This window comes from Parasporobacterium paucivorans DSM 15970 (assembly GCF_900141895.1).
Classification (GTDB): domain Bacteria; phylum Bacillota; class Clostridia; order Lachnospirales; family Lachnospiraceae; genus Parasporobacterium; species Parasporobacterium paucivorans.
The window spans coordinates 39,723-64,044 of sequence record NZ_FQYT01000007.1; the positions used below are offsets into that span (position 1 = coordinate 39,723).

23 protein-coding genes and 1 riboswitch are annotated in these 24,322 nt (G+C 46.2%); of the genes, 19 read left to right on the plus strand and 4 right to left on the minus strand.

Annotated features, from left to right (window positions below; all coding sequences use genetic code 11):
• The first annotated feature begins 47 nt into the window (after positions 1-47).
• The 4 genes from BUA79_RS04235 to BUA79_RS04250 are packed head-to-tail and all read left to right on the plus strand — an operon-like array spanning position 48 to position 3,379.
• The gene (locus BUA79_RS04235; RefSeq protein ID WP_073993121.1) at positions 48-773 is read left to right on the plus strand and encodes an ABC transporter ATP-binding protein; all 726 of its coding nucleotides are present in this window, start codon (positions 48-50) and stop codon (positions 771-773) included.
• Entirely contained in the window at positions 770-1,498 is a 729-nt protein-coding gene (locus tag BUA79_RS04240; RefSeq protein WP_073993122.1) for an ABC transporter ATP-binding protein, read from the plus strand. Before BUA79_RS04235 ends, BUA79_RS04240 begins: the two co-directional genes overlap by 4 nt.
• A gap of 12 nt (positions 1,499-1,510) precedes the next feature.
• The gene (locus tag BUA79_RS04245) at positions 1,511-2,383 is read left to right on the plus strand and encodes a branched-chain amino acid ABC transporter permease (RefSeq protein WP_073993123.1); all 873 of its coding nucleotides are present in this window, start codon (positions 1,511-1,513) and stop codon (positions 2,381-2,383) included.
• 15 nt (positions 2,384-2,398) lie between these two features.
• Entirely contained in the window at positions 2,399-3,379 is a 981-nt protein-coding gene (locus BUA79_RS04250) for a branched-chain amino acid ABC transporter permease (protein WP_073993124.1), read from the plus strand.
• A gap of 73 nt (positions 3,380-3,452) precedes the next feature.
• Here BUA79_RS04250 and BUA79_RS04255 read toward each other — a convergent pair whose 3' ends face one another.
• Positions 3,453-4,292: a MerR family transcriptional regulator gene (locus tag BUA79_RS04255; protein ID WP_094757300.1), complete on the minus strand. Its 840-nt coding sequence runs from the start codon at positions 4,290-4,292 to the stop codon at positions 3,453-3,455.
• Positions 4,293-4,558: 266 nt separating this feature from the next.
• On the opposite strand from BUA79_RS04255, the gene BUA79_RS04260 reads away from it, so the two are divergent.
• Entirely contained in the window at positions 4,559-5,467 is a 909-nt protein-coding gene (locus BUA79_RS04260) for a LysR family transcriptional regulator (protein WP_073993125.1), read from the plus strand.
• A gap of 50 nt (positions 5,468-5,517) precedes the next feature.
• Here BUA79_RS04260 and BUA79_RS04265 read toward each other — a convergent pair whose 3' ends face one another.
• Together BUA79_RS04265 and BUA79_RS04270 are read right to left on the minus strand one after the other, a co-directional pair.
• A complete protein-coding gene (locus BUA79_RS04265) occupies positions 5,518-6,102 on the minus strand; it encodes a UbiX family flavin prenyltransferase (protein ID WP_073993126.1) in 585 nt (194 codons plus the stop codon).
• Between the two features lie 309 nt (positions 6,103-6,411).
• Entirely contained in the window at positions 6,412-7,338 is a 927-nt protein-coding gene (locus tag BUA79_RS04270) for a MerR family transcriptional regulator (protein WP_094757302.1), read from the minus strand.
• A gap of 725 nt (positions 7,339-8,063) precedes the next feature.
• Here BUA79_RS04270 and BUA79_RS04280 point away from each other — a divergent pair.
• The 4 genes from BUA79_RS04280 to BUA79_RS04295 all read left to right on the plus strand — a co-directional run bounded on the left by BUA79_RS04280 (position 8,064) and on the right by BUA79_RS04295 (position 14,551).
• A complete protein-coding gene (locus BUA79_RS04280; RefSeq protein ID WP_073993128.1) occupies positions 8,064-9,566 on the plus strand; it encodes a sodium:solute symporter family protein in 1,503 nt (500 codons plus the stop codon).
• A gap of 883 nt (positions 9,567-10,449) precedes the next feature.
• A complete protein-coding gene (locus BUA79_RS04285; protein WP_094757304.1) occupies positions 10,450-13,110 on the plus strand; it encodes a molybdopterin-dependent oxidoreductase in 2,661 nt (886 codons plus the stop codon).
• 36 nt (positions 13,111-13,146) lie between these two features.
• Positions 13,147-13,974: a 4Fe-4S dicluster domain-containing protein gene (locus BUA79_RS04290; protein ID WP_073993129.1), complete on the plus strand. Its 828-nt coding sequence runs from the start codon at positions 13,147-13,149 to the stop codon at positions 13,972-13,974.
• Positions 13,975-13,996: 22 nt separating this feature from the next.
• Positions 13,997-14,551, plus strand: a complete 555-nt coding sequence (locus BUA79_RS04295; RefSeq protein ID WP_073993130.1) for a flavodoxin family protein — start codon at positions 13,997-13,999, stop codon at positions 14,549-14,551.
• Between the two features lie 125 nt (positions 14,552-14,676).
• Here BUA79_RS04295 and BUA79_RS04300 read toward each other — a convergent pair whose 3' ends face one another.
• Positions 14,677-15,369, minus strand: a complete 693-nt coding sequence (locus BUA79_RS04300; RefSeq protein WP_073993131.1) for a GntR family transcriptional regulator — start codon at positions 15,367-15,369, stop codon at positions 14,677-14,679.
• Between the two features lie 157 nt (positions 15,370-15,526).
• Positions 15,527-15,662: riboswitch (molybdenum cofactor riboswitch) on the plus strand.
• A 99-nt stretch (positions 15,663-15,761) separates the two neighbouring features.
• Between BUA79_RS04300 and mobB the strand changes: the two genes are divergently transcribed.
• The 10 genes from mobB to BUA79_RS04350 all read left to right on the plus strand — a co-directional run bounded on the left by mobB (position 15,762) and on the right by BUA79_RS04350 (position 24,279).
• On the plus strand, positions 15,762-17,477 hold the full coding sequence (mobB, locus tag BUA79_RS04305; RefSeq protein WP_073993132.1) for a molybdopterin-guanine dinucleotide biosynthesis protein B: 1,716 nt from the start codon (positions 15,762-15,764) through the stop codon (positions 17,475-17,477).
• A gap of 11 nt (positions 17,478-17,488) precedes the next feature.
• Complete coding sequence (gene moaA / locus BUA79_RS04310; RefSeq protein ID WP_073993133.1) at positions 17,489-18,436, plus strand: GTP 3',8-cyclase MoaA; 948 nt, start codon at positions 17,489-17,491, stop codon at positions 18,434-18,436.
• Between the two features lie 2 nt (positions 18,437-18,438).
• Entirely contained in the window at positions 18,439-18,921 is a 483-nt protein-coding gene (gene moaC / locus BUA79_RS04315) for a cyclic pyranopterin monophosphate synthase MoaC (protein WP_073993134.1), read from the plus strand.
• A 4-nt stretch (positions 18,922-18,925) separates the two neighbouring features.
• Positions 18,926-19,360 carry an MOSC domain-containing protein gene (locus BUA79_RS04320; RefSeq protein WP_073993135.1) on the plus strand — a complete coding sequence of 145 codons (435 nt, stop codon included), beginning with the start codon at positions 18,926-18,928 and terminating at the stop codon, positions 19,358-19,360.
• A gap of 12 nt (positions 19,361-19,372) precedes the next feature.
• On the plus strand, positions 19,373-20,398 hold the full coding sequence (locus BUA79_RS04325) for a molybdopterin-binding protein (protein WP_073993136.1): 1,026 nt from the start codon (positions 19,373-19,375) through the stop codon (positions 20,396-20,398).
• A 23-nt stretch (positions 20,399-20,421) separates the two neighbouring features.
• Complete coding sequence (locus tag BUA79_RS04330) at positions 20,422-20,916, plus strand: MogA/MoaB family molybdenum cofactor biosynthesis protein (RefSeq protein ID WP_073993137.1); 495 nt, start codon at positions 20,422-20,424, stop codon at positions 20,914-20,916.
• A gap of 115 nt (positions 20,917-21,031) precedes the next feature.
• Positions 21,032-21,850: an EcsC family protein gene (locus tag BUA79_RS04335; RefSeq protein WP_073993138.1), complete on the plus strand. Its 819-nt coding sequence runs from the start codon at positions 21,032-21,034 to the stop codon at positions 21,848-21,850.
• Entirely contained in the window at positions 21,843-22,961 is a 1,119-nt protein-coding gene (locus BUA79_RS04340; protein WP_242941638.1) for a KamA family radical SAM protein, read from the plus strand. The genes BUA79_RS04335 and BUA79_RS04340 overlap by 8 nt, the downstream gene beginning before the upstream one ends.
• A gap of 235 nt (positions 22,962-23,196) precedes the next feature.
• The gene (gene udk / locus BUA79_RS04345) at positions 23,197-23,811 is read left to right on the plus strand and encodes a uridine kinase (RefSeq protein WP_073993139.1); all 615 of its coding nucleotides are present in this window, start codon (positions 23,197-23,199) and stop codon (positions 23,809-23,811) included.
• A 27-nt stretch (positions 23,812-23,838) separates the two neighbouring features.
• The gene (locus tag BUA79_RS04350) at positions 23,839-24,279 is read left to right on the plus strand and encodes an acyl-CoA thioesterase (protein WP_073993140.1); all 441 of its coding nucleotides are present in this window, start codon (positions 23,839-23,841) and stop codon (positions 24,277-24,279) included.
• The last annotated feature ends 43 nt before the right edge of the window (positions 24,280-24,322 follow it).

The window sequence follows — 24,322 nt, forward strand, 5'->3', positions numbered from 1 at the left end:
ATAAGAATATAAATAAGGGTCTTTATTAATACTTGGGAGGTAAAAATGTGGAACCGATATTAAAGGTGGAACACCTGGCTATTTCCTTTGGAAACAACCAGGTTCTGAAGGATGTAAATTTTGAATTGGAAGACAATGAGACCTTGGGGGTCATTGGTCCAAACGGAGCCGGAAAGACAGTTATGCTGGACCTGCTCACGGGAATACTCAAGCCGACTGCCGGCAAGATAATATTCATGGGTCAGGATATTACGCACAAATCCATAACGGAAAGAGTTTACATGGGTTTGGGACGTACATTCCAGGTGCCGCGCGCTTTTGAAAAACTGACCGCTTATGAAAATGTTATGGTGGGCGGCGTGTTTGGAAATAAAATGAGTCAGAAGGCAGCGGGCGCCCGTGCGGAAGAAATTCTGGAACTGATCGGACTTACAGACAAAATGACGACCGTGGCCGGTACGCTCGGTATCCTGAACAGAAAGCGGCTTGAAATCGGCATTGCCTTGGCCTCAAAACCAAAGGTGCTGCTGTTTGATGAGGTAGCCGGCGGTCTGACCGAAACTGAAATCGGAGCCATCCTGGATATCGTAGCTACCCTGAAAAAGGAAGGTTACAGTATCGTGTGGATCGAGCATGTTATCCAGACAATGATGAAAGGAACGGACAGAGTCCTGCTTCTGGCTGAAGGCAAAAACGTCATATGCGGCGAAGCCTGCAATGTAATGGCGTCGGAGGAAGTGGAAAGAGTTTATCTGGGGGTGAAGAAGAAATGACAGATGAAGTGATCCTGAGAATTGAAGACGTGGATGTCAGCTACGGGGATTTCAGGGCAATCCATGATGTGACGATGGATATCCGGCGGGGATCCATCACCTCCCTGATCGGAGCGAACGGAGCGGGCAAGTCCACACTTTTGGATGCGGTAATGGGAATCAACAAACCTCAAAAAGGAAAAATCATTTTCAATGGCGAGGACATTACAGGAATGCGAACCAGTATGATCGTGCGCAAAGGCATTACCATGGCTCCGGAAGGAAGCATGATTTTCGAAGGAATGAGTGTAAAGGAAAACCTCCTTATGGGAGCTTATATACCGGAGAAAAGAAAGAAAAAAGAGGAACTGATAGAGAGGGTTTTTACCCTGTTTCCTGTTCTGAAAGAGAAAGAAAAACAGCTGGCCAGTTTCCTGAGCGGTGGACAAAGGCAGATGCTTGCCATTGCCCGCGCCATCATGTCCGACCCCAAGATGATCATCTGCGATGAAATCTCCCTGGGTCTTGCTCCGGTAATCATAGGAGATATTTTTGAAAGGGTGCATGAAATAAACGGAAGCGGAGTGACCTTTCTTATTGTGGACCAGGAGGTTCATAGAAGCCTCGAAAATTCGAACTACAGTTACGTTATGGTCAAGGGAGGCGTCGTAATGTCGGGCGCCTCTGCAGAGCTGCCCGAAGACGAAGTCAAGGATGCCTTTTTCGGCATCAACAAGTATGCATAGGAGGTTGAAAAGATGCAATTATTGATCCAATCCATAGTGACCGGCATACTTCTTGGCGGGCTGTATGCCATCATTGGAGTAGGCATGTCCATTATTTTCGGAATTATGGGACTTACAAATATAGCACACGGAAACCTGATGATCCTGTCGTCTTTCCTTATTATGGTTTTCAGTACCCAGTTTGTAGACAGCATTATCATCGCATTGCTTATAACCATGGTCTGCATGGTTATACTGGGCTTTTTGTTTCAGAAATTCCTGGTAAACGCAGTAATCGATAAAGGGGATGAACCGGCTCTGCTGGTCACCTTCGGCCTTTCAATCATCATCCAGAATGTACTGGATCTGATTTTTGGAGCGGATGCCCGTTCCATCGCAAGTGATTTTGCACAGGTAAATGTCGTATCAACCAAATACTTTTCCATATCCGGCGCCTACCTGGCCAACTTCATTGTGGCTATTCTGGTAATCGCCGCGCTGACGCTGATCATCCGGGGGACATACCTGGGACGTGCCATCCGTTCTGCCTCGGACAATACCAAGGCGGCTGAGCTTATGGGCGTCAATACGAAACTGTATTATGCGATAACAATGGCTATTGCCATGCTGACTGCCTGTATTGCAGGCCTGCTGGTAGGCAATACCTTCGTGTTCTATCCATACTCTGGAACCCAGTACCTGATAATCGCCTTCGGTGTGGTTGTTATCGGAGGAATGGGAAGTATAGTGGGTACCATGCTGGGAGGTCTGATCCTCGGGCTTGGACAGCTGCTGGGTGCATATTTCTTCGGAACCGGTGCACAGATACTGTCGGGATACATAATCATGCTGGTTCTGCTGACGATCCGTCCTGCGGGGCTGCTTTCAAATGCGAAACGTAAGTAAGGGAGGTAAGGAAGAATGAACAGAACTGAAATCAAAGAAGCCAGAAAAACCTCCCCGGTCATAAAACCGGTCATATTTGCGGTGATTGTCTTAGCTCTCATCTCTATGCCGCTCTGGGGTTCCCGTTACTCCCTGAGCGTGGCGGTACTCGTATTATTATATCTTTCCCTGGCCCAGATGTGGAATCTGCTGAGCGGATATACGGGGCTGACTTCGCTTGGACAGCAGGCGTTCATCGGCATCGGAGGCTATGCGATAGCCGTCACGACCCAGGCCTATAAAATGCCTTTGGTGGCAGGATTTATTGTAGCAGGAGTGGTTGCGGTTGTGTTTGCCCTTGTTATTTCCGCCCCGATATTTAAGATGAGCGGAGTTTACTTTACAATAGGCACATGGATCATAGCGGAAGCATTGTATATATTCTTTGTAAACTGGAAATTCGTAAACTACGGAATCGGTTATCCGATAACAGCAGCATACCGCATCCGCCCGGAGGTCATGTATTGGATTTCCCTGGTGGTGGGCCTTGGATCTATCGTTATTGTCGTATTGGTACTCCGTTCCCGGCTGGGGCTGGGGCTGATGGCAATCCGGGATAATGCGGCATCTGCGGAAGTGCGCGGTGTCCGGCTGTACAGAAGCAAGCTGATCATTTTCCTGATCGCTGCAATCTGGGTGGCTATCACAGGATGCCTGCTCTTCATGAACCAGGCCTATATTATTCCGTCTTCGGCTTTCAGTATTGACTGGACAATAGCGATGGTATTTATGGTTATCATAGGTGGTTCGGGAACTATAGAAGGGCCGGTTATCGGGGCAATCGTCTATATAATCCTCCGGCAGTACCTGTATAACTTCCCGGGAATCAGCAATATCATCCTGGGCGTCATCGCAATCATAATCATCCTCATTGCACCGAAAGGGATTATGGGATTCATAAACAAACGGTTTAATCTGGATATCTTCTCAATCCGCAGAAAACCGAAAAGAAAATAAAAAAAGGCCTGAAACGATCTGATCGGATTCTGATCAAATGTTTCAGGCCATTTTTTGTCAAATTGCCGGTTCATCAAACTGGGGCAATGGGAATCTGCAGCTGGCAGAAGTCCACTTCACGGTCGTTTCCGTAGAATATTGCATCCATAATGCATTCATCATATATGTTTCCTGTTATTTTATAACCATTTTCGTAAATCCAGCGCACGAGCTTTTTTACATGGGAAAATTCATAAGGCATGCCATATTTTGACATGCAGACATATTTTCCTTCCGGAAAGATTAAGGTGTTTTCCGTTATGGTCATATCGTTGGGGACGAAGGTGCACCCTCCGGCCACATGAAGGGGATTCTCGGACTCCAGGTGTTCTGCGAACAATACGGCCCCCCATCGCCTGCTTGGAAGGTATCCGAAAGTCGATGTGAAATTCCATATTTTCAGCAAAGCGTTATGCAGCTCCGTGCGTGTATATACCCCTTCGGTCCAGGGGATCCAGATAGCATGTCTCTCAGGAAAATACTCGATAGTGGGCTTGTTGAATTCCTGGCTGTATTCGCTTGCTGACTTGTAAATGCTGACCCTTTCCTGAATCTGCTTTTTCTGGATCTGCATAAGTCCGATCTGCTCGTCTATTTTATTCTGCTGATCATCCAGCAGCTTCATGGTGTCATCCGTGGATTCGCCGGTGGTAGTTTCCTTGATGTCTTCCAGCTTAACGCCGATGGATTTGAGGAAGCAGATTTCCTTAAGAAGGGGAATCTGCATGGAACTGTAATACCTGTATCCGTTTTCGTCCACAAAAGCTGGTCGGAAAAGATTGATCTTATCATAATAAATAAGCGTCTGTCTTGAAATGTCATGTATCTGTGACATTTCAGAAATGGTAAGCATAACATTCTTTTCATCTTTCAATATGTATACCCTCCAAAATATGATTGTTAAAAAACACACATTATCCCTATAATAGCATAAATTGGTGCGTATTGAAAGAATGTTAAATATGCCGACATGAAGCGGACGTTTTATCCGTATTGGGAATCAATTTTCGGTAATATATGCATTACTCATAAAATATCAAAAGCTTTATTGTGAAATATGTCTCCGCAAATAAGGTTTGACTGTATACTTAGTATATATGCTAAATTTAGATATATAAAATGAATGCGAGGGTGATTTTAATGACAGACTTACAAATCAGGTGTTTTTTGGATGTGGCTAAAACTCTGAATTTTAGCAGTTCCGCAAGAAACCTGTTTATTTCGCAATCCAACATCAGCAGACAGATATCGATGCTCGAAGAAGAACTGGGGTTCATGCTATTTAATAGAACCACTAAGACGGTCAAACTTACGGCTGCTGGTGAAATAATGTCAGAGAAATTAAATGAAATGACCCTGCAGTGGGAAGAAACCCTCCTGGAAGCCCAGAGGACGGTTAATAAAAGCGAGGGACGCATCAGCATTGGGTGCACCCCGCATATCAAGACTAACAGTTTCCTTTCACAGATGCTTTCTGACTACCGATCTAAAAACAAGGGAGTACAGATTATTAAAGAAAGAAATACCCAGAAAAAACTGATTGAAGGCCTTTTGAACGGATATTATGACGCGATACTGATTGCGAACCATGACGTATGCCGATTGAAAAATGTTGAAGCCCTCTCATTGTTTGAGTCCCAGGTAGGCATTGTTCTACACAAGAACTTTCCGTGCTTTGGGGATGAAGAAATCAGCCTGTCAGATTTGTCTGGATACGATTTCATCAGGTATAAGCCAACAGATATTCCTTTGGAAGAAGATTTCCTGTATCAGGTCTGCGTGTACTTCGGTTTCGAGCCCCGAGTGAAGGCCGAGTTCGAAGACTTTGAAGAGTTTTTGTTTGCTATTGAGTCTGGTGAAGGCGTATCCCTGATATATGAGGAAGCCGAGATCATGGCAAATGAAAATCTCCGATTCATCCCGATACACGAAGATTGCCCGGCGAAATTCCTCCCGATGAAGCTTACCAGGAAGAAAACTAGCAAAAGCGATGTTTTAAATGATTTCTTTAAGTTTGCGGCACACTACGCCATTCATCATGCGATATAGGGTAGAAGCCAATCATGTAGTGCCATGCGCATCAGCGCATGGCACTTTCTTTATTTAACTGTATCAAGTCCGTCTGGATCCCATCTGTGGAAGCGGCTGCAGGATATTCCGTATACACCGAGAATCTTGCCCACCATATGGTAGATCATATCGTCGATGGTTTTCGGCTTATTATAGAAGGTCTGCATAGGAGGCATTATAATGGCGCCCATGTTTGAGAGTGTCAGCATATTATTCAGGTGGATAGGGCTTAAGGGGGTTTCCCGTGCTACAAGAACCAGCTTCCGCCTTTCCTTGATGGTAACATCGGCGGCTCTCAGCAGCAGATTGTCTGAATAGCCGGTTGTAATTCCTGCCAGGGTCTTCATACTGCAGGGGACGATTATCATTCCTTCAGTTTGGAAGGTTCCGCTGGCAATGCTTGCCCCGATGTCGTTCAGGTTATAGTGATGCCCGCATAAGTCCAGCAGGTCCTGTTCTGTATAGGAACTTTCCATTTCCAGCGTTCGAAGAGCACCCTTGGATATCACCACATGGCTTTCCCATTCTGGATTGTTTTTGATCTCTCTGAGCAGTTCAACGGCAATAGGCAGACCGCTGGCCCCGCTGATACCGATTACAAGCCTTTTCTTCACTTTTTATTCCTCCGGATGTGTTTATAGAAATAGGTTAATATGTATATCAAGTATACAGTCAATACAGTATTTTGGCTAGTAATTGCTTCGATAGAATTGTTTCTTCTATAGAAACAAAATTGATGAAAGAAATATGTGAAAAATATTTGTGCAATAAATCAAATTGACTGTATTGTAAGTATACATCATATTGTGAACTAAGACCAAACAGATAATCCTTTTACAGCAATAAGCTAACAACTGATAAAACCCCTTTTATCGTTAGAAAAAGGCTCCCCGTCCATATGACTGGGAGCCTTTTATTATAATTCAACTGTTTTTCTTGCGGATCGGAATCTGGATCTGACAGAAATCGACCTCGTAATCCTTATCGTAGAATGTCTGATCCAGGAAACATTCGTCATAGATATCACCGATGATTTCATAGTCGTTTTTCTCAATCCAGTCGACCAGATAATATATATACTTTATTTCATAGGGCATGCCGTATTTGCTCATGCAGGCGAAATCGCCTTCCGGTATGGTGATGATGCCCTCCATGCCTTCGTCCACTTCGCAGTCCAGGGGCAGGTTCGCATATCCGCCGGCTTCCCGGATGAGATCGCCGCTAGCCAGGTTTCTGGAATGAAGCATGGCACCCCAGCCGTTTTCTACATAAAGCCCATACCGCTCCAGTTCTGTCCAGGCCTGCATGAGGGCAAGATGCAGAACGGTTCGGTTCATATCCGTTGTATTCCATGGAAAGAAACAGATTTTTCTTTCCGGGAAATGTTCGATGAAAGGTTTGAGGGCTGTATCCTTGTAAATTCCAGCTTTTTTATACACGTTCAGTCGGTTGGTCAGAGATGCACATTTCTTGCGCAGGTCAAGGATTTCATTTTCCAGATCGGCTTTCTGGACGGTCAGGAAATCAATAGCACTGTCAAAGTTCCTGGTGTAAACATGGGAGTTGATGTCCTTCAAAGAAATTCCGATGGATTTGAGGAAGCAGATTTCTCTTAAAAAGGGTATGGATTGGGGACTGTAATACCGGTACCCGTTTTCTCCCACTAGATCCGGCTGGAAAATTCTGTTCTTGTCATAATAAATAAGAGTTTGTCGCGAAATTCCGTTGATTCTTGCCATTTCGGATATGGTATATTTAGCCTTTTCCGGCAGTTCCTTAACGTTCTGGGGTTCTTCGGGGTTTACGGATTTGGAATCCCTGGATGAAACCCTGTTTGTAAATGCTGGCATACTTCCTCCTAACTAAAAATAAAAACACTTCTCACTGCGTGTCCGGTTCTGCATCCGGGCCAATGTTGAATGCTGATAAACGTATTATGCCTTATTTTTGAGGTCCCGTCAATATGTCAATGTTTTGCAGGAGGATTAGAAAAAAGCGTTATGATATATGTAGAAAAATAATAAAAAAAATATATCAAACGGAAAAGATATGTTAAATTTGTATATAAAACAGTATAGCTCGTACACGTCCGTGAAAGATTATATGCGAAATACATATTCCGGAGGTGTCCTGTTCTTCCAATTTGAAGACAATAAAATTAGCCGCCATTCCTATCGGAAAGGCGGCTGTTTTTTTGTAACATTAAAAGTCGGATCAGCCCATGATTACCTGGATCAGCCCCATGATTACAATTCCGCTGACGAAAGCGACGGTTAAAAGTATTGCCCAGAATTTCGCACCAAATCTCATTTTATACCTCGAATATGAATTTATTATAATATTTAATGATAATACCATGTATATCAAGTATACAGTCAATAGGGATTCTTACACTATTATCAAGGATTTGTAATGATTTAGAAAAAATATGCATAAATCTGCACAATAAATGTTGACTGTATAGCTATTATATAGCATATAATCACAATTGTTTGGTAGAGGTAAAGGGAAAATGAATGGTGTGCTGCTTTTTTGCGGAAAAAAGTGGTAAATATGATTAAAGGGGGAAATGACATTGGCTTTAGCAATTGCTTTGGTGTACTTCGTTGCACTCATTATCGTTGCCAGTCTTTACACAAGAAAGAAGGTTAAGACTGCAGCAGACTTCGCTGATGCTGGCGGACAGATGGGATGGGTTCTGGTTACGTTCGCATTCGTATTGGCGCCTTTAGGATCAGGACATACTATGTCTCTTTGGGAGGCATCAACCGGACCACTTGGAGCCTCAGCAGCAATGTGGGGTATCGGTGCAGGTGCAATCTTCCTGCCGCTCGCAATGCTCTGGTTTGGACCATGGATGCATGAGTCCGGATGTAAAACAGTTCCACAGATTATTGAAAAAATTTACGGTAAGAAACTCGGTTTCCTTCATGCCTGCGTCCAGACGATGACTTGGACCGGAATCGGAGCATCTGAGACAATCGCGACCGGTACAGCTATCTATGGTCTGAGCGGCGGAAAAATTCCTTTCCAGCCATGGTGTATCCTGATTGGATTCTGTCTGATCGTATGCTACGTATTGTTCGGCGGCCTTCTTCAGATGGCATGGCTGAACATCATCAACTCCATCGTTATGATCATCGGTTCTTATACAGCCCTTTTCCTTCTGGGCGGATACCTGGCTGCCAACCTTGGCGGATGGGGATATGTTAAAGACTTTTACGAAGGTCTTGGAACCGTTGGAAAACTGACCCAGTTAAATTTAGGAAATCAGGGCGTTTGGTTCAATATCATCCTGCCTGTTATCATTCTTCATTCCACCGCCGGCGGTGTGGCTCAGGTTATGATGCAGCCTTTCTTCGGTGCAAAAGATTCACAGTCCTGCCGTAAAGGTGTTTTCCTTGGAGCCGGCATCAACTTCATGTCCTGCGTTCCTTGGGTATGTATGGGTCTGATTGGTATGACCATTCCTTCTGTTGTATCTGCAGGCGGATCTAATATTGGAAAGCTTGTAGTTCCTCTGCTTGCCCAGGAAGCACTTCCTGCCCCAATCGTTGGACTTCTTATGATTGCGTTGCTTTGCGCAACTCTTTCAACAGGCGGTGGTATCGTACTCGCAAATGCGAACGTTGTTACCACAGATATTATTAAAGGTGCTCTGTTCCCTAACATGAAGGACAAGACAGAAATGAACCTGATGAAAGTCATGATCATCGTATGTGCGGTTCTCCTTGTTATTCCTGCTCTTACTGTTCCGGTAGTAATGCCAGTATTCCTCTGGGTGTTCTCATTCGGTATGCCAGTATTCGTAGTCTTTATTATCGGTCTGCACTGGAAAATCAACAGAACAGCTGCATGGGTTACCATCGTTGTCGCTTTTATAGTAGATCTTATCTGGACATTTGTACCAAGTGTGGCCAATTCAATGCCTGCACCGTTCAATGTTAATATGTACGCCGTATTGCTTGTATCTATCGTATTTGGTGTTGTACTTACGGCGATACTGCCTGGAAAACCTGGCCTTAGAAGACAGGTAAGAATGGATGCAAGGGCTGCAAAAGCTAGAGCAAATGCATAAACAGCATAAGAAAGGAGCACAATAATTATGGGATGGTTATGGACTATTATTTTGACTCAGTTAATTTTAGGATTCGTACTTGCCAGTATTATGACAATTATCTGGAAAGTGACTAATCCTGGTAAGGCACTATTTAAAGAGGAGGAATAAATTATGGAACCAGTTAGTTTAGTTGTTGCATATTATTTAGTTGGTCTTGCTGTTGTACTTGGAATACTCTGTGTTATCGGATATTCCAAAAACTGGAAAGGCAAAGAAGACTAATACTGACATATAATATATTAAGAAAGAGTGCTTCCGGCTGGTACGGAAGCGCTCTTTTTTCTTGCTGCGGTCATTGACGCAGGGAGCCGAATTTGTTAGAATGTGAAGTAGTACAATCTGCACAGAATATTATACAGTTATATGGTGAAAGGATATGAGAAAATTATCCCACTAATCAAGTAGGAGAATTTATTTTGTAAATATTTCACAAAGAAGGAGGGGGTATTTTTGGGATGTTTTAAGCAAAGAAGCGGTTGACTGTATTCCGACTACATACACTAAAGTATGTTATGTGGAAATGATAATTCATACAGAAGCTGTCCCGTGTCGGAAATTCCCAAACTAACTGTTGGATTGCTCCGGTATCCGCGTACCGGACGATCAGGTTGTTGTTATACGCAATATTAATTGTAAACAACAGCCACTTTTAATTACATCCCTGCCTCTATTGAATGATGATGTTTTAATGGGACATACATGATGTTTGGGGATCCCGCGGGCTGCTGCTGAAGTGTTGTTATCAGAACCGAGAATGAATCTCTTTGTGTGGCATGTAGGAACAGCTGACATAATGTAACATGCCACATCAACAATCGAAAGTTAAGGAGGAACTATTGAAATGCAAAATGAAAATGTAAGTTGCGTTACCGTGGGAGCAGGAACTTCTGCATGCAGCATCAACGGATCGCAGGAAGTGCGCATGACAAATTCCAGTACGGGCGGTCCTGTTTTCGTATATGTAAAAGACGGAAAAATTGTCAGACTGACTCCAATGGATTTTGACGAAACTGATCCTGAATCCTGGAAAATCGAAGCCAGAGGCAAGGTATTTACACCACCAAGAAAGACTACAATCGCTCCATTCACAGCTGGACAGAAGTCTATGGTATATTCAGACAAGAGAATTTTATATCCAATGAAACGTGTGGATTTCGATCCTAACGGCGAAAGAAACATCCAGAACCGTGGTGTTTCCGGATATGAAAGAATCAGCTGGGATGAAGCTGCAGAAATAGTATGCGGCGAAGTAAACAGAATTAAACGCGAATATGGACCAAGTGCCATCCTTTCAACACCAAGTTCCCATCATTTATGGGGTAACGTAGGATACCGCCACTCAACATATTTCCGTTTCATGAATATGATGGGATTCACTTATGCAGATCATAATCCAGACAGCTGGGAAGGCTGGCACTGGGGCGGAATGCATATGTGGGGATTCAGCTGGAGACTTGGTAACCCAGAGCAGTACGATCTTCTTGAAGATGGTCTGAAATATGCAGAAATGATCGTATTCTGGTCATCTGATCCTGAGGTTAACAGTGGTATCTACGCTGCGTTTGAATCCACTATCAGACGTAAATGGTTAAAGGACCTGGGCGTTAAGATGGTATTCATCGATCCTTTCTTCAACCATACAGCAAACTGGATTGGCGACAAATGGTTCTCACCAAAAACTGGTACAGACCATGCTCTTTCCTTTGCAATCGCTTACACATGGTTAACAGAAGGATCCTACGATAAAGAATATGTTGCTACACATGCATATGGATTTGAAGAATGGTCAGAGTATGTACTCGGAAAGACCGACGGAGAGCCAAAAACATGTGAATGGGCTGAAAAAGAGACAGGCATTCCAGCTTGTGATATCAGAGCTCTTGCCCGTGAATGGGGCAAAAAGAACACATACCTTGCTGCCGGCGGTTTAGGCGGATGGGGTGGCGCTTGCCGTGCTACTCATGGTATTGAATGGTCACGTGGTATGATTGCTCTCGCTACCATGCAGGGAATGGGTAAACCAGGCTCTAACATGTGGAGTACAACACAGGGCGCACCACTTGACACAGAATTCTACTTCCCAGGATACGCTGAAGGCGGAATCTCCGGTGACTGCGACAACTCTGCTGCAGGCTTCAAGTTTGCATGGAGAATGTTCGACGGAAAAACCACTTTCCCATCACCATCCAACATCAATAATGGACAGGGACAGCACATTCCAAGACTTAAAATTCCAGAATGCATCATGGGCAAAGAATTCCAGTGGTCTGGTAAAGGCTTCTGCGGCGGAGACATTCCTCACCAGATGCATCAGTACCAGTATCCAGCTCCTGGATATTCAAGAATCAAAATGTACTGGAAATATGGCGGACCACACATCGGAACCATGACCGCTACTAACAGATATGCCAAGATGTACACGGATTCAGAACTTGATTTCGTAGTAAGCCAGTCTATCTGGTTTGAAGGTGAAGTTCCATTCGCAGATGTCATCCTGCCTGCTTGTACAAACTACGAGCGTTGGGATATCTCAGAGTTCGCTAACTGCTCCGGTTACATTCCGGACAACTATACACTGTGTAACCACCGTGTAATCTCCTTACAGATGAAATGTATCGAGCCACTCGGAGAATCAAAATCCGATTACGATATCTATGCATTCTTTGCAAAGAAATTAGGCTTCGAAGGACAGTTCACTGAAGGAAAAGACGAACTGGCATGGGTTGAGCAGTATTACAATGCTACTGACTGTCCAAAACTCATGACATTTGCAGATTTCTTCAAAAAAGGCTACCTGGTAGTTCCAGATAACACAACACGTAAGAAAACTGTTGCTCTCAGATGGTTTGCTGAAGAGAGAGAAAAAGATACTCCAGACTGGGGTCCACGTTGCAACAACTCTGTTGGATACAAAGGCCTTCAGACCCAGACAGGTAAAGTTGAGTTTATTGCTACCAGCATTAAGCGCTTCGAAGAGCAGGGATTTGTGGATGAATACCGTCCAGCTATGCATACCTATGTAAAAGCTTGGGAAAGTCACCACTGCGAACTTGCAAAGAAATATCCTTTGGGAATGCTTTCACCTCATCCAAGATTCTCCATGCATACCATGGGCGATGGAAAAGACAGCTTCATGAACGACATCAAAGATCACCGTGTAGAAGTTGACGGCTATTCTTACTGGATTATCCGTATCAACTCTGAAGATGCTGCGGCTCGCGGAATCAAAGAAGGCGACCTTGTAAGAGCATTCAATGACCGTGGATCCGTTATCCTTTATGCACAGGTTGGTGAGCGTACACAGCCAGGAACAGTTCATTCCTATGAATCCTGCGCGGTTTACGATCCACTTGGAAAACCAGGATGCTCAGCTGACAGAGGCGGATGTGTAAACATTCTTACTCCAGATCGCTATATGTCCAAATATGCTTGCGGTATGGCACCAAACAGTGCTCAGATCGAAGTTGAAAAATGGAACGGGGATATTTACGAAATCTACTAAAGTAAAATGGACCGAAAACTGAAAGGAGAATTAATGATGAAACAGAAATATATAGTTATTGATGTTCGTTGGTGCCATGACTGCAACAACTGCTTCATGGGATGCAAAGATGAGCATGTAGACAACAATTGGGAAGGCTATACAGCCGCTCAGCCTCGTCACGGCCATCGTTGGATGAACATCGAAAGAAGAGAGCGTGGAAAATATTCCCGTAATGATGTTAAATTCCTTCCGATGCCATGCCAGCATTGCGAAAACGCTCCTTGCGTTGCAGCTAGCAAAGGCGCTATTACCAGACGTGAAGACGGTATCGTTATGATCGATATGGTAGCAGCAAAAGGAAACAAAGAGCTGGTTGATTCATGTCCATACGGAGCAATCTACTGGAATGATGAAGCTGATATCGCTCAGAAATGTACCATGTGTGCACACCTTCTTGACAGCGCTGAATGGGCTCCTAAAATGCCAAGATGCGTACACAACTGCCCAACAGGATCCATGTCATTCTATGACTGCGAGCCTGAAGAAATGGCTAAACTGGCTGCTGCAGAAGGACTGGAAGCATACAAGGCTGAACTGGGAACCAACCCACACGTTCTGTACAAAAACCTTTTCATGTTCACCAAAAACTTCGTAGCTGGCGGAATCACCGTTGATGGCGACTGCTTCGAAAATGCAACAGTAACACTTGAACAAGACGGTAAGGTACTCCAGACCGCTCAGACCAACTTCTTTGGAGATTTCAAATTTGATGGTCTGGAAGATGGTGAATACACAGTTAAAGTTGATGCTGCTGGCAAAGCACAGTCAAGCAACGTTACAATAGCTGGAAAATCACTGAATCTCGGATTTATCGCGTTTTAATATTGAAAGGACGTATTAACGTATGAAGAAATTAGTAATATACAACGGAAGTCCCCGTATGGATGGAAACACCGTAACTCTTTTAAATCTCGTGGCACAGGGTGCAAGGGATAATGGCGCGGAAGTGGATTTTTACACTCTGTTCAAAATGAAGTTTATGGCTTGCCAGAGCTGCTTTGGATGCCGCATGAATGACGACTGTGTGATTAAAGATGAGTTGCACACCGCCCTTCAGAAGGTCAAAGAAGCGGATGCAGTGGTAATCGGTTCTCCGATTTACTTCATGCAGATGTCAGGACCGGTAAAGAACTTATATGACAGATTGTTCCCTTTGGTTGGCCAGGACGGCACACCGAGGTTCGGGACGAAGAAGATTGCGACCGTCTATTCACAGGGAATGGAAGATGAGCATGCTTATGATTCCTACTTTGACTACATTTCTTCTACGTATCCTGCTTACGGATTTGAATGGGCCGGCAACATTGTGTGCACCCAGGCGAATAATCCGGAATCTGCGGAACATAACCAGGAATTAAAGATTCGTGCCTATGAGTTAGGAAAGCAACTTGCATTGTAATCATTTTGCTGAATTTTAACTCCTCAAATTGAGAGGGATGGAAGGCCTTGGCCTTCCATCTTTTTTTTGCTGTATATATTTATAGGGCACAAAAAAAGGACCCATAGGGCCCAAGTTACAAGTTGTTAAAATTTGATTCTGAATAATAATTTATCAATATGATACTGACGGATATTCTGGTAGTGGTTCTTCATAGCAGCGGCAGCGGCGTCCGGATCCCGGGAGAGGAAAGCATCCAGTACGGCTTTGTGTTCCCGGGAGGAACGGCTTGCCTGGGTACGCTCTTCTGTTGCGGTGGCTTTAAAACGGGAGCTCTGGGCATCTAATGGCTCGAACTGCTCCATCAATCTCTGGTTGCCGGAATTGACAATGAAGAACTGGTGGAAGTCGTGGTCCCAGCGGACAAAATCGTTTATATCGTCGGATTGCAGGGATGCCTCCATGGAATGAAAAATATCGGATATTTTCTGCACGGGAATGCGGTCGTAGTTCTGGATGCAGCGCTGTATGGCGTAAATCTGCATGATCTCCATCAGGTCATAAACCTCCAGAATGTCCTCGATGGTATATTCCGGAACGGTCGCCCCCTGACCGGGCACAAATTTCAGAAGTCCCTCGTGGGTCAGCTGGTTCAAGGCATCCCGGATGGGCGTGCGGCTCATGTCGTACATCTCGCTGAGTTTTCTTTCGGACAAAACGGTGCCGGATGGGAAGACATGGCTGGTAAGCGCGTTTTTAATATAATTATATGCCTGGGATTTCTTGTTTTCAAATTCTTCAGACGCTATGGGGCTATTGACGATGTTTGTCTCTTTCATTGATTTTCCTCACTCTGGATTAAGAATCTTTGCATTTTATTGGATTCTATCATGAATATACAGGTGGTATTTATGCGAAATACCATTTACTTATCGAGATTATGCAACATAATTATAACCTAAAAGATTGAGAATATCCAGCAGTTGTGATATAATCCAAGAAACAAAACTCCGAACTTGAATTTCTAAGGCGAAAGCTATGAATTCAAGCCTGAATGTTTCACGACATTCACAGGGTACTGCTGGAAACGGCATTGCCTTCCGTTATTAGAAGGAGATATTTTATCAAAGCATTCATTGTATGATGCCGGGTTTATGACCTGATGATAGAACCTCTGCCTTTGACAGGGGTTTTTTATTTGTCCAAATTCAGTATTAAGGAGAATAATCATATGGCATTTCATACACCAGTTGTGTCTTTTGTAGGGTATTCGGGCTCAGGAAAGACCACATTCATAGAGAAACTGATACCTGAGCTGAAGAGAAAAAATCTAAGAATTGCCGTAATAAAGCATGATGCGCACGAATTCGATATAGATCGGGAAGGCAAGGATACCTGGAAGTTTGCACAGGCAGGAGCGGATATCATATCCATATCCTCCCGGACCAAGATGGCCCTGATTGAGAAGACGCCCGTGGAGCTCACTCTGGCAGAGATCATGCTCAATGTCCGGGATGTGGACCTCATCATCGCGGAAGGATACAGAGCGGGAGGAGCCCCCAAGATAGGCGTATACAGGGAGGCTTCCGGCCACGAGCTGTCCGTTCCGGTGCAGGAATTAGAGGCACTCGTCTGCGACAGGAAGATTACCGATGAGATTCCCTGTTTCGGTCTGGATGATGTAAGCGGAATGGCCGATTTCCTTGTGGAACATTTCGTCCGCAGGATTCCCTTTGGGATTCCCCTGGGGGAAGCGCTGAAGAAGCTGGAAGATATCCCGGTAGAGCTTACGTATGAAGAGGTCGGCATTGACAAGTCCAGAGGAAGGGTTCTGGCGGAGACGGTCATTGCCAAAGAGATGATACCTCCTTTTTCCCGTTCGCCCCTGGATGGATACGCATTCCGCGCATCGGATACCGAAAATGCATCCAGAAAAGCACCCGTGACCCTGCAGATTACCGAGGAAATCCCTGCTGGCACTTACCCGCAGAAAGAAGTGCTTCCAGGTACCGCGGCGAAAATCCTGACAGGAGCTCCAATTCCAAAAGGTGCAGATGCAGTGACCAGGTATGAGGATACAGAATTTGACTCGGACACAGTCACCCTGTTTCAGTGCTATAAGCCGCATTCCAACATTGTGGACGCAGGAGAGGATATTGCCCTGGGAACGGAAGTCGTGACAGAAGGCACGGTCATAACGCCCTCCATTGCAGGACTGCTGGCTTCCCTAGGCGTTGCAAGACCCCGCGTGGTGCGAAAGCCGGTCATTAGCATCGTCAATACAGGCGATGAGCTGCTGGATGTGAACATGCCCCTGGAACCGGCCAAAATCCGCAACAGCAGCCATTATACCCTGGGCGGGTATATGGAAGAGACTGGAGTCACGGTTCTGGATGGAGGCATAGCCAGGGATACAGCCCAGGAAATAGCCCGGTCCATCAGGACGGCTTTAGCCTTCTCAGATATGGTCGTCACCACCGGCGGCGTATCGGTGGGGGATTATGACCTGGTGAAGGACGCCCTGAAGCTTTTGGGCGCCGAAACCCTGTTCTGGAAAATTGCCATCAAGCCAGGAGGCGCCGTTGTGGCTGCCGTGCTGGACAAGAAACTGATTCTGGGACTTTCCGGAAATCCGGCTTCGGCCCTGGTAACCTTGCAGCTGCTGGGGATTCCTTTTATCCACAGACTGATGGGACGCAGTGAGTGCGGCCTTCGGAAAGTGCAGGTGGCTATGTGCCGGAATTATATGAAACCAAGTCCGACGGGAAGATATATCCGGGGACGCCTGACGATCGAAGAGGGAAAGGCTTGCTTTGAACCCATCGAATCCCAGGAAAACGGCTCCATTTCCTCCATGAAAGGATGCAACCTGATTGCGGAAATCAAACCGGGAACCCTTACCATAGAGAAAAATCAGATGATCGATGCCTATTGGTTATATAGCTAAGGAGAAAAAATATGAAAGATACATTTAACAGGGATATATATTATTTGAGACTTTCCGTAACAGACTTTTGCAACCTGCGCTGTAAATACTGCATGCCTGCTGACGGTGTGGAACATATGGAGCATGAGGACATCATGTCTGTGGAGGAAATCGAAAAAGTCGTCAGGGCATCCGCAAAGAGCGGCATCCGCAAAATCAGGCTGACAGGCGGAGAACCCCTTGTACGCAAAGGTATCGTGTCTATCTGCGAAAAAGTTTCTGCCGTGGAGGGAATCGAGGAAGTGTGCATGACCACCAATGGAATCCTGCTTCCGAAATTCGCCAAAGACCTGAAGGCGGCTGGACTGCACAGGCTCAACATCAGCCTGGATACCCTGAACCCGGAGAAATATGCGGACATCACCAGGGGCGGAAAGCTCTCGGATGTTCTGGACGGAATACGCAGCGCGGAGGAAGCCGGGTTCACCAACCTGAAGCTGAATGTAGTGCTGATGGGCGGCCACAATGACGATGAGATCGTGGATTTTGTGAACCTGACCAGAGACAATGCCATCCAGGTCCGTTTTATCGAGTTGATGCCGATGGGACAGTGCCAGGACTGGGACCACAACGTATTCCTGACAGCCGAGACCGTCCTCGAAAAAGTGGATGGACTGCAGCTGGAGAGGACAGAAGGCGTGGCCACTCTGTACAAACTGGACGGCGCCAAAGGTTCCGTAGGACTTATCCGCCCGATGAGCAACCATTTCTGCCCGACCTGCAACCGCGTGCGCATCACCTCGGACGGGCGCCTCAAGGCCTGCCTCCATTCAGAGCATGAAGTGAACCTGAGGGGGCTCGAAGAGGAGCTGCTGGAGAGCACTATCCGGGAGGCCATCAGCCACAAACCCCAGAATTTCAACCTGAGCACCGAATGTCCGAGCCAGAGCAAAAGATATATGAACCAGATAGGAGGCTGATTATGGAAGGATTAACACATTTTAATAAAGAGGGCAGAGCCACCATGGTGGACGTGTCCGACAAGGCCATCACAACCAGGACAGCCACAGCCTGTGCCACGGTCAAACTCAACGAAAATACATACAAGCTTGTCCGGGAAGGCAAGATGAAGAAAGGGGACGTGCTGGCGGTTGCCCAGGTAGCCGGAATCATGGCGGCAAAGAAGACCCCCGATATAATACCCATGTGCCATCCCATCGCCCTGACCAAGGTGGATATTTCCTACGAAATGGATGACGAAAAGAGCACCATCTACATTGAAAGCACCACAAAATGCAAGGGGGAAACGGGTGTGGAAATGGAAGCCCTTACAGCGGCCTCCGCATGCGCCCTTACCATATATGATATGTGCAAAGCGATACAGAGAGACATTGAAATAAGCGATATCCACCTGCTGACGAAGTCAGGCGGAAAAAGCGGCGATTATAATTACAAAGGAGAATAAGAAAATGGCTACAGTAACTTCCGTAAATATCAGTGAAAAAAAAGGCGTCAGGAAAAACAGGGTCGATGAGATCGTTTTGAAGAGAGAAGTAGGGATTGAAGGAGATGCCCATGCAGGCAATTGGCACAGACAGATCAGCCTTCTGGCAGAGGAGAGCGTGGACAAGGCGAAACAGATAATTCCGGGGCTTACTCCCGGAGCGTTCGCAGAAAACATCAACACCAGAGGAATGGAGCTGTTCACGCTGCCGGTAGGAACCAGACTGAAGATCGGTTCTGCCCTGACGGAAGTGACACAGATCGGCAAGCAGTGCCATGACAGCGGATGTGCCATCAAAAAAGCGACCGGAGACTGCGTAATGCCCAGAGAAGGAATCTTTGTCCAGGTTTTAGAAGACGGAACAGTAAAATCTGGAGATGAAATTACAATAATAGAATAATCGGAGCGTGCCATGAAGAAAATAAGCGTATATGACAGTGTCGGCCACGTACTGTGCCACGACATGACAAGAATCGTAAAAGGTGAAATGAAAGGACCGCAGTTCAAAAAAGGACATGTGGTCACGGCAGAAGACATCCCGATGCTTCTTTCAATGGGAAAAGAGAATATCTTTGTGTGGGAGAAGGTAGAAGGAATGGTGCATGAAGATGATGCGGCCCCCAGACTGAGGGATATCTGCATCAATGAAAATATGTCCGCTTCCGAACCGAGCGAAGGAAAGATAGAGATATTTGCGGACTGTGATGGATTGTTCAAGGTGGACGTGGAAAGGCTCAATGCCATAAATTCACTGGGTGAGATCATCATTGCCACCAGGCATGGCAACACTCCCGTGAAAAAAGGAGACAAGCTGGTTGGTACCCGAATCATCCCGCTGATTATAGAAGAAGAGAAGATAGAAGAAGCCGAAAGACTGGCGGGCAAGGAACCTCTGCTTACGCTTCTGCCTTTCAAACCTATGAAAGTGGGCCTGCTGACCACCGGAAGCGAAATCTTCCATGGAAGGATCAAGGATACCTTCACACCGGTAATCGTAGGAAAACTGGAGAAATACGGCCTGGAAGTTGCTGAACACAAGCTGGTGGATGACGACGATGAAATGCTGGTAAATTCCATCCTGGAAATGAAAGAAAAAGGCATGGACCTGATTCTTTGCACAGGCGGCATGAGTGTGGATCCGGATGATAAGACCCCGGGCGCCATCAAAAAGACCGGGGTGGATATCGTGACCTACGGCGCACCCGTGCTGCCGGGAGCCATGTTCCTGCTGGGATATTTTGAGGACGGCACCCCGGTCATGGGACTGCCGGGCTGCGTAATGTATGCCAAAGCCACCATATTTGACCTGGTTCTGCCGAGGATAGCAGCCGGAGAAAAAGTGACCAGAGAAAGCCTGATGGGATTCGGACACGGCGGACTCTGTCTTGGATGCGACGTCTGCGTATTCCCGAACTGCGGGTTCGGCAAGGGATACTAAAAGGCGCAAAGAAAGGGGAACCTATGTATAGTGCTGCAGTAATAACCGTAAGTGATAAGGGAAGCGCCGGACTCCGGGAAGACACCGCAGGACCTGCTGTGGAAGAAATCCTCAAAGCCGCCGGCTATGAGATTGTGTACACATCCATCATACCGGATGAAGCAGAAATCATAAAAGATGAGCTGATAAAAACCGCCGATGAAATGCAGATCGCTCTGGTCGTTACCACCGGGGGGACCGGATTTTCCAAGAGGGACGTAACACCGGAAGCAACCATTGCCGTATGTGAAAAGCTGACTCCGGGCATACCCGAGGCTATGCGTGCAGAAAGCATGAAAGTGACCAACCGGGCCATCCTGTCCCGGATGGCGGCAGGAATCAGGGGAGAGACCCTGATCGTCAATCTGCCTGGAAGTCCCAAGGCTGCCAAAGAAAACCTCTTAACGGTTGTTCCATCTTTAGAACATGGTCTGGATATTTTGAGGGGAAATAAACACGATTGCGCGGTAAATTCATAAACATTAGGCTTGTCTGCTGATTTTTTTACAGACTGGCCTTTTTTTGTCGATTTGCATGATAAATTATAGTATAATGAACATATACTTTCCACTTCACGAATCCAGGAGGACAGCCATGTCGGATATGTTGAAAAGACAGTTACACAGCATTGCCAAAAAAGAGGAAAACTTCCTGGGCAGGGCGGAGAACGCGTTTCTCAGGGATACAGTTGCCCCGGTCATGGACAAGATTGAATCAAAGATACCCGAAAAAATCAGGGAAACCCTGAATGCGGCATTTTATTCCGGGTTCAGGCTGGTATTTGAGCATGGAGACAAGATTATAGAAAAGTCCTACAACAAGGGAAAACTCGAGCTGAAGCACGATGTAAACAATTATGCCGTGGACAAGCTGATGAGCCGTAAGACCCTGGATACTTTGGACCGGGATGCAAACATTACGGCCATAAAAAATGCATCTATTTCCGTAGTGGAGGGAGGCGCCCTGGGTGCCTTCGGCATCGGGCTGCCGGATATACCGGTACTGATCGGTCTCATCGTCAAGACCATTTATGAAATTTCCATAAGCTACGGCGTGGACTACAAGAGCGACAAAGAAAAGTATTTCATCCTCTTGATCATATGCGGGGCGATGGCCAAAGGAGAGGACCAGAGGACCTTCAACCACCAGACCGACAGTTTTGCAGCAAGTCTGGAAAGGGAAGAGGAACCTGTCTTTGACCTTGAGAGGATGATGCGCATCACCTCTAAGATACTTTCCGAGGCCATGCTGACAGCTAAATTCATTCAGGGCTTTGCCGTCGTAGGTGTGATCGGCGCGGCCGTAAACTACAGAATAATTCGTAAAATCAGCACCTATGCGGGGCTGAAATACAAAAAGAGATATATCCATAAGAAAATAACAGAGGGGAGAGGAGAAAAACAAGTTGATTAGGGAATGGCAGGAGGAACTGAACGGCAATATCACGAAACTGAGTGAAATCTCAGAAAAACTGAATATGTCACCGGACCAGGAAGAACAACTTGAAAGGATTGCCCGGCGCTTTCCGCTGTCGGTGCCGCGCTACTATCTCTCCCTCATCGACTGGTCCGATCCGGAAGATCCCATCCGAAAAATGTGCATTCCTTCATTGGACGAGCTGGAGATGGAAGGAAGCTTTGACACCAGCGGGGAAGCCCAGAACACCGTGATGCCGGGAATGCAGCATAAATATAACGAGACGGCCCTGATCCTTTCCAATAATCAGTGCGCCATGTACTGCAGGCATTGTTTCAGAAAGAGACTGGTGGGCGTGAAGGAGGATGAGATCGGCGGGGATATCCTCCGTATGGCCGGATACGTGGCCGACCATCCCCAGATCAACAACGTCCTCATAACGGGCGGAGACTTCCTGATGAATTCCAACAGCCAGATTGTACAGTACCTGGAGGCGTTCTGTAGAATGGACCAGCTGGATTTCATACGGCTGGGGAGCCGGATGCCGGTAGTGCTGCCCGGTCGCATAACCAGCGACCCGGAACTTCTGGATATCCTGAATTTCTATAACAGAAGAAAGCAGCTTTATCTGATTACCCAGTTCAATCACCCGAACGAATGCACTCCGAAGGCAAAAGTGTCCATAAAAGCTATCCAGGAGCTGGGAATCCCCGTAAAGAACCAGGCGGTGCTCCTCAAAGGAGTAAACGACGACAGCAACGTCCTGGCAAAGCTTTTCCGTAGCCTTACATCCTGGGGCATAGTGGGTCATTATATATTCCAGTGCCGTCCCGTGCGGGGAGTGGGCGGCCGTTTCCAGGTCTCCATCAAAATGGGATGCCAGCTTGTAAACGATGCCAATGCCAAGCAAAACGGTCTTGGAAAATCCGCAGATTATACCATGTCCCACCGATCCGGAAAAATCCGGATTCTCGGGGAAACGGAGGAGGGGAAAATGCTCTTCAAGTACCAGCAGGCCAGGAACAGAAAGGATATCGGCAGGATATTTGCCCTTGCACTGGAGGAAGACCAGTGCTGGCTTCCGGACTCAAATTCTCTGCCTGTATAAAAAGTGTATAGCGGTACCACAGTTGGTGCGTGAAAAGATACAATTGATGCAATGGACTTCATAAATAAGCTGATTTATGGTATAATCTGGATGTGATTTAGCAATAAATCATGGGAGAGAACTGTTTTTGAGAGGGTTTAAGAAGGGGTATTATCCAAAAACCAGAGCAGATGCCATACAAACGGCGTCTGCTCTGGTTTTTTAAATCCAGAACAGCCACACGGGGGGTGAAATAATGATAATCATTGGGATTGCCGGAGGATCCGGCGCCGGAAAGACGACGGTCGCACGCTCCATTGCGGACCGGTTCGGTACTGAAAGCGTAAACTATCTGTCCCAGGACTGGTATTATAAGGATTTTTCCAACCTGACTCTTACAGAAAGGGCGGAGCTGAATCTGGACCATCCGAACTCATTTGATACGGAATTGCTGCTGAGCCATTTAAATCAGCTGCGACAGGGATTATCTGTAGAAGCTCCGGTTTACGATTTTAAAATACACAGCAGAACCGAAGAGACCAGAGCCATGACTCCCAGAATGGTTGTCGTTCTGGAGGGCATTCTTGTGCTGGCCATCGAAGAGATACGCCCCATTCTGGATATCAAGATCTTTGTGGATGCGGACGCGGACATCCGCCTGATACGCCGGCTGGAGAGAGACATAAAAGAACGAGGAAGCACCTACGATGCAACCGTTAAACGGTATCTGGGCACGGTCAAGCCGATGCATGAAGCCTTTGTGGAGCCGTCCAAAAGGTTTGCCGATATTATAGTGCCCCATGGAGGGGAAAACAAGATTGCAGTAGACATGCTGGTTGAGCTAGTTGAACATTATTTGTTTGAGATATAAATACCTGAAGGGAAAATAAGAATAGACATGAGAATGAAAGCATATTTGCATAAAGTACAGTATTACGAGACAGACCAGATGGGGGTGGTGCACCATTCGAACTATATCCGGTGGTTTGAAGAAGCCAGAGTCGACTACATGGAACAGATGGGGAAGGGATATGACGTGATGGAAGAGGAAGGATTCCAATGCCCTGTCGTTTCGGTCAGCTGTGACTTCAAATCCATGACGAAATTTCCAAATTCCGTTTATATCCTTGCAAAGGTAAAGGAATTCAATGGAATCACCTTCATCTTTTCCTATAAAGTCACCGATGCCGTTACCGGGGAAATCAGGGCAACAGGCGAAAGCAGGCACTGCTTCCTGGACGGCAAAGGCGGCATCGTTTCCGTCAAAAAAACAGACAAGGAATTATTTGAATTATTCAATGCCTATGTTGGCAGCGAAACAGCAATATCCGTTTCGTGACCAGGTATCCGAGGGGTGCCGAAAATGTATGAAAGAAGGAAAA